This is a genomic window from Pseudomonas sp. IPO3774, from assembly GCF_013386835.1.
GTDB lineage: Bacteria > Pseudomonadota > Gammaproteobacteria > Pseudomonadales > Pseudomonadaceae > Aquipseudomonas.
The window spans coordinates 22,094-28,392 of record NZ_JACAQY010000053.1; the positions used below are offsets into that span (position 1 = coordinate 22,094).

7 protein-coding genes are annotated in these 6,299 nt (G+C 61.4%); 2 read left to right on the plus strand and 5 right to left on the minus strand.

Annotated elements, in window-relative coordinates; all coding sequences use genetic code 11:
- Window positions 1-101 precede the first annotated feature (101 nt).
- Window positions 102-734, plus strand: coding sequence for a TetR family transcriptional regulator (locus tag HYE77_RS25815; protein WP_003219798.1), 633 nt, complete (start codon window positions 102-104; stop codon window positions 732-734).
- 230 nt (window positions 735-964) lie between these two features.
- On the opposite strand, the gene HYE77_RS25820 is transcribed toward HYE77_RS25815, so the two are convergent.
- From HYE77_RS25820 to HYE77_RS25830, 3 genes are read right to left on the minus strand one after another with little or no spacing between them, the layout of a single operon-like run.
- Window positions 965-2,020 carry an alkene reductase gene (locus tag HYE77_RS25820; protein ID WP_177041983.1) on the minus strand — a complete coding sequence of 352 codons (1,056 nt, stop codon included), beginning with the start codon at window positions 2,018-2,020 and terminating at the stop codon, window positions 965-967.
- A gap of 26 nt (window positions 2,021-2,046) precedes the next feature.
- A complete protein-coding gene (locus HYE77_RS25825) occupies window positions 2,047-3,213 on the minus strand; it encodes an MFS transporter (protein ID WP_003219795.1) in 1,167 nt (388 codons plus the stop codon).
- Window positions 3,214-3,226: 13 nt separating this feature from the next.
- Window positions 3,227-3,541, minus strand: a complete 315-nt coding sequence (locus HYE77_RS25830; RefSeq protein WP_003219793.1) for a helix-turn-helix transcriptional regulator — start codon at window positions 3,539-3,541, stop codon at window positions 3,227-3,229.
- Between the two features lie 156 nt (window positions 3,542-3,697).
- Here HYE77_RS25830 and HYE77_RS25835 point away from each other — a divergent pair, with 156 nt between their 5' ends.
- The gene (locus HYE77_RS25835; protein WP_003219791.1) at window positions 3,698-4,282 is read left to right on the plus strand and encodes an ACP phosphodiesterase; all 585 of its coding nucleotides are present in this window, start codon (window positions 3,698-3,700) and stop codon (window positions 4,280-4,282) included.
- 109 nt (window positions 4,283-4,391) lie between these two features.
- On the opposite strand, the gene HYE77_RS25840 is transcribed toward HYE77_RS25835, so the two are convergent.
- Both HYE77_RS25840 and olsB read right to left on the minus strand, forming a co-directional pair.
- Window positions 4,392-5,183 (minus strand): lysophospholipid acyltransferase family protein, encoded by a 792-nt coding sequence (locus HYE77_RS25840; protein ID WP_003219789.1) that lies wholly within the window; start codon window positions 5,181-5,183, stop codon window positions 4,392-4,394.
- Window positions 5,183-5,938 (minus strand): L-ornithine N(alpha)-acyltransferase, encoded by a 756-nt coding sequence (olsB, locus tag HYE77_RS25845; protein ID WP_008431132.1) that lies wholly within the window; start codon window positions 5,936-5,938, stop codon window positions 5,183-5,185. The genes HYE77_RS25840 and olsB overlap by 1 nt, the downstream gene beginning before the upstream one ends.
- Window positions 5,939-6,299: the final 361 nt, after the last annotated feature.

The following is a 6,299-nucleotide window of genomic DNA, read 5'->3' on the forward strand; positions in this document are numbered from 1 at the left end:
GCCCTTGACGGCGTCGTCCCACAATTATTCAGATGGTCGTTAGCGGCGGTTGAGTCTGCGTTACCGATCACCCCAAGTCTCCTGATTGAGGTTTTACTGCCATGGTTCGTCGTACCAAAGAGGAAGCTCAGGAAACGCGCAGCCAGATTCTTGAAGCGGCCGAGCAGGCCTTCTACGAGCGCGGGGTTGCGCGTACCACGCTGGCGGATATTGCCGCGCTGGCAGGCGTGACACGTGGTGCCATCTACTGGCATTTCAGCAACAAGGCCGACCTGGTGCAGGCGATGCTCGATACGCTGCACGAGCCGCTGGATGAATTGGCCAGGGCCAGTGAGAGCGAGGACGAGGTCGATCCGCTGGGTTGCATGCGCAAGCTGCTGATTCATCTGTTCCATCAAGTGGCCCTGGACCCTAAGACCCGGCGCATCAATGAGATTTTGTTTCATAAGTGCGAATTCACCGATGAAATGTGTGATCTGCGCCGTCAGCGCCAGACCGCCAGCCTCGAATGCAACCTGCGCATCGGGCTGACCTTGCGTAACGCGGTCCATCGCGGGCAGCTTCCGGAGAATCTCGACACCGTACGTGCCGCGGTGTGCATGCACGCCTATATCGACGGAATTCTCGGCCAGTGGCTGCTGGTGCCCGACAGTTTCCAGTTGGCCCAGGACGCAGAGCGCTGGGTCGATATCGCGTTGGACATGCTGCGCTTGAGCCCTGGCCTGCGCAATTAAGACAAAATGCGTAATTGCGACCAGTTGTGTCAACAATAAACACCGGGGCTGGTCAATCAGGCTTTTCCCTGATTTTGTGGGGTGACGTTATATACGGGCTGGCGGGCGGTTGATAGGTAGTTGGCTAAGTATTTTGTAGCAATATTGTTGCAAGGCTGTGAAGGAATGTTTCCTGCGGCCCATAAAAAAGCCCCGGCTCTCGCAAGTCGGGGCTTTTTCGTTTCAGCAGATCAGAGTGCCAGGGTCGGGTAGTCGATGTAGCCGACCGGGCCTTTGGCGTAGAAAGTCTCTGGATGTGCTTCGTTCAGCGGTGCATCGGCCTTCAGGCGAGCCGGCAGGTCCGGGTTGGCGATGAACGGCACGCCGAATGCCACGGCGTCAGCCTTGCCCGAAGCCAGCCACGCGTTGGCGCTGTCCTTGGTGAAGCGTTCGTTGGCGATGTACGGGCCACCGAAGGCGGCTTTCAGTTGTGGGCCGAGGCTGTCGCCCGCTTCCTTTTCACGGGAGCAGATGAACGCGATGCCACGCTTGCCCAGCTCTTTGGCGACGTAGGTGAAGGTTTCCGACAGGTTGGCGTCGCCCATGTCGTGTGCGTCGGCGCGTGGTGCCAGGTGCACACCGACGCGACCGGCGCCCCAGACTTCAATCACGGCGTCAGTGACTTCGAGCAGCAAGCGTGCGCGGTTTTCCAGGGAGCCGCCGTAGTTGTCGGTGCGCTGGTTGGTGCTGCTTTGCAGGAACTGGTCGAGCAGGTAGCCGTTCGCACCGTGGACTTCCACGCCGTCAAAGCCGGCGGCCTTGGCGTTCTCGGCGCCTACGCGGTAAGCGTCGACGATGTCGGCGATTTCGGCGATTTCCAGGGCGCGCGGCGTTGGGTAGTCGGCCAGTGGGCGTACCAGGCTGACGTGCCCTTTAGGCTGGATGGCACTTGGCGCGACCGGGGTTTCACCGTCCAGGTACGACTCGTGGGAGATCCGGCCCACGTGCCACAGTTGCAGGAAGATCTTGCCGCCTGCACCGTGCACGGCCTTGGTCACATTGGCCCAGCCGCGAACCTGGTCGTTGGACCAGATGCCCGGGGTGTCCGGGTAACCCACGCCCATTGGCGTTACGGAGGTGGCTTCGCTGAGGATCAGCCCGGCGGAAGCGCGTTGGACGTAGTACTCAGCCATCAGCGCATTGGGCACGCGACCGGCGTCGGCACGGCAGCGGGTCAGCGGCGCCATGATGATGCGGTTCGACAGTTCCAGGTCGCCCAGTTTGATCGGATCGAAAATAGTCGTCATGGGATAACACCCTTCTCTTTAGTTGATCAGTTAGTCGCGGGGGCCAGGTCGGCATCGCCGGTCTGACGGAAAGTAATCAGGGTCACCAGCAGCGCGAGCACGGCCAGTGCAGCAGCGGCCAGGGGCACGCTGGTCAGGCCGAAGCCGTGGGCAATCACGCTGCCGCCCACCCAGGCGCCGAGGGCGTTGCCGATGTTGAAGGCGCCGATGTTCAAGGTGGACACCAGGTTCGGTGCGGCCTTGCCGAAGGTCACCACGTTGATTTGCAGTGCCGGTACGGCGGCAAACGAGGCGGTGGCCCAGAGGAACAGGGTGATTTCAGTCGGGATCACGGCGACGCTGGTCCAGGTCAGGACGGTGGACACCACCGCCATGCTGATGAACACGCCGATCAGGGTGGCAGCCAGGCGCTTGTCTGCCAGCTTGCCGCCGATAATGTTGCCGACGGTCAGGCCCAGGCCGATCAGCAGCAGGGTCCAGGTCACGCCCTTGGGCGAAACACCGGTGACGTCCCCCAGCAGCGGCGCGACGTAGGTGAAGAGGGTGAACATCGACGCAGCGAACAGCGCGGTCATGCTCAGCGACAGCCAGATGCCGGCGCCTTTGAGTGCTCTGAGCTCGGCGCGCATGTCGAGTTTTTCCTCGTCACGCTTGGCCGGCAGGAAGCGGATCAGACCGATCAGGGCGATCACCCCAATCACCGTCACGGCCCAGAAGGTCGAGCGCCAGCCGGCTTCCTGACCCAGCGCGGTGCCCAGCGGTACGCCGAGCACGTTGGCCAGGGTCAGGCCGGTGAACATCAGCGCCACGGCCGAAGCACGCTTGTTGGCCGGCACCAGGTTGGCGGCGACCACCGAACCGATACCGAAGAAGGCACCGTGGCACAGCGCGGTGACCACACGGGCAAACATCAGCACGTTGTAGTCACTGGCCAGGGCGCAGAGCAGGTTGCCGATGATGAAGATGCCCATCAACGCTACCAGGGCGGCCTTGCGCGGCAGCTTGGCGGTGGCCAGTGCCATGAAGGGGGCACCGATGGCCACGCCCAGGGCGTAGCCGGTCACCAGCCAGCCGGCGCCGGGAATCGATACACCGAGGTCGGCCGCCACATCGGGCAACAGGCCCATGATGACGAACTCGGTCGTACCGATGGCGAAGGCGCTTAAGGCCAGGATGAGTAGCGAGAGAGGCATTGATGGGTCCTTGTTACAGCGGTGCGCTGAGTTCTTCGGTGAGCGCTTTGAGGAAGGCTTGGATCACGTCCTCATTGCGTTTGAAAAAGTGCCATTGGCCGGCCTTCTGGCTGCTGATCAGCCCCGCCCGTTGCAGGTTCGCCAGGTGCGCCGACACGGTGGACTGAGACAGCCCGCAGCGCTGGTCGATCTGCCCGGCGCAAATGCCGTATTCGTGGTTGTGCAGCTGCTCGGGGAATTGCACTTTCGGGTCTTTCAGCCAGTTGAGGATGTCTCGCCGTACTGGGTGCGCCAGGGCTTTTATTATTTCGTCGAGGTCGATGGACATGGCAGTGATGCTCGGTTTTGTAAAACGTTATATCGCGATGAGGCGAACTTTAAATCGTTGCATCCCGATATACCAATATGATTTTGGTCTTAAACCAGATTGAATCGGTATATCGGGTTATAACGATACGTTGACGGCAGTGCTAGACTGCGCGCCATGAATTATCTCGCACATCTGCACCTCGGCGGCCAACTTCCTGCTCAATTGCTTGGCAGCCTGTATGGCGACTTTGTTAAAGGTCGCCTGCAAGGCCAGTTCAGCCCGCAAATCGAGTCGGCGATTCAGTTGCATCGCTCAATCGATCGCTACACCGACAGTCATCCGCTGATCGGGCAGGCGCTGTCGCGCTTCACCCTGACCCGGCGCCGCTATGCCGGGATTGTCCTCGATGTGTTTTTCGACCACTGCCTGGCGCGGGACTGGGCGTTATATGCCGATCAGCCGCTGGAGCGATTTACCTCTGAGGTTTACCGGGTGCTCGCCGAAGAACCGGCATTGCCGGGGCGGCTGGCGCAGATTGCGCCGTACATGGCGGCGGATGACTGGCTGGGTTCGTACCGCGAATTTGCGGTGATGGAACAGGTACTTCGAGGAATTGGCCGACGCCTGACACGGCCCGAAGAACTGGGCCATGCCATGCAGGAATTACGAGCGCTGTACGAGCCGTTGAGCGAGGATTTTCGGGTGTTTTACCCAGAATTGCAGCGGTTCTCAAATAGCCAGTTGGCAATACAACTATAAATGTGGGAGCGGGCTTGCTCGCGAAAGCGGTGGGTCAGCTAATGAATCTGCTGACTGATGCACCGCCTTCGCGAGCAAGCCCGCTCCCACATTTTTCACCGTGCTCGCTTCAGGCCGCGAATGCTGGCCGCGCTGGCATTTGCTCAGCCTCTGGAAGGGGGCCAAACAACGCCTTCTGCACCGCCTGCTGCGCCTGGAACGCCAGCGCCGCACGTTCCTGCCCGGCGCAGGCAATCGGCTTGAGCAGATGGATTTCCACGTCGCCCTGGTCATTGCCGAACAAACGCATCAAGTGCGAGAGCAAATCATCGTCGCCAATAAACGGTGCCAGCGGGTCGATGTGGCCATCGCGCAGATAACGAATCGCCACCGGTTGCAGCGACACATCGGCATCAATCGCACTGGCCAGTAACCGCCCGTGGAACGTACGCAGGGCGCGGCCGTCGGTGGTGGTGCCTTCCGGGAACATCAACAGCGGGTGTTGTTGTTCCAGATGACGCGTCATCTGTTTGCGAATCAACTGGCTGTCCCCCGAACCTCGGCGGATGAACAGGCTGCCTGCCTTGGCGGCCAACCAGCCCGCCACCGGCCAGGTGCGCACCTCGGCCTTGGACAGGAACGACATCGGCGCCACCATCCCCAGCAGCGGGATATCGGTCCACGATACGTGGTTGCTGACCCACAGCATCGACTGTTGCGGCAACTCACCGTGAACGGTCACGCGAAAGGGCAGGGCGTTGGTCAGCCGTGCCATGAAAAAACGCGACCAGCGCTGCCGGCGCACCATCGAGTTGGCGACGCCCAGACGTTCAAACACGCCAAACACACTGGCCATGGTCAAACCCAGGGCCACCACCACCAGCACGCGGGCAATTCGCCCGTACACCCGAAGGCGGCTCATCACATGGCTGCCTTGAAGTGGCGGGCATACCGCGGGCACAGCTCGTCGCGCTTGAGCAGGATGAACACGTCGGCGACCTGGAAGTCTTCGTCCCAGCAGGGTTCGCCGCAAATCTTTGCACCCAGGCGCATGTAGGCCTTGAGCAAGGGGGGCATTTCGGCGATGACGTTGGATGGCAGGTCCAGTGCCGGCAGCGGCTTTTTCGGCTCGGCCCGCAGGTGTTCGTTGCACAGGTAGCGTTCGCGCAGGCGCTGCATGATGGCGTGGGCCTGGATGCCGCCGTCGTGCATCGGGATGCTCGCGCAGCCCATCAGGTAGCTGTAGCCGCCCTGGTTGAGGACTTCGGCCAACTCGCCCCACAACACGGCGATGGTGCCGCCGTTGCGGTAGGCGGGGTCGACGCAGGTGCGGCCGATTTCCAGGATGGGGCCTTTGAGGTGCAGCAGGCCGTGGAGGCTGAATTCTTCTTCGCTGTAGAAGCGGCCCAGGGTGGTGGCGGCCTGGTGGTCGAGCAAACGGGTGGTGGCGACGAGTCGACCGCTGTTCAAATCCCGCACGCCGATGTGGCTGCAGTGAACATCATAGTCATCCATGTCCAGGCCCAGTTCAGCGCCTTTCAGCTTGGCGTTGAATTCGCCGCTGAACACGTTGAACCGCAGGGCCTGGGCTTCCTGCAAAGCCTGGGCGCCGATCAGGCGTTCGGCTTGCAGGCGGCGTTCATTGCCGGTGTCGCTGATGCGGGCGATCTGAGTCATGGCGAGTCTCCGAGTGCCGGCCAGGGTTACGGCCGGTCGACTTGTTTGTGCCATGTCAGGCTATGTAGGGCCGGTGTCATCTCCATGAAGTTACGGTGACGCTTAGATGACAGGGGGCTTGGTGGTGGTTTGCAGGGGGATTGAGTACATATCCGTTATTTAGGTAACGGCTGCTTAGGGTTCCGCTCTTACAGCGGGTCACTTTTGGCAAACGCCCCAAAAGTAACCAAAAGGTCTTTGCCCCACCACTCGGTGCCTCGCCTAGGCTCGGCATGCCCGCACTCCGGCACGGCTCCGCGGGCCGCCGCGACGGGCCATCCATGGCCCGGCGCGGCTAAATCGGCATCCTTGCCGATTTACC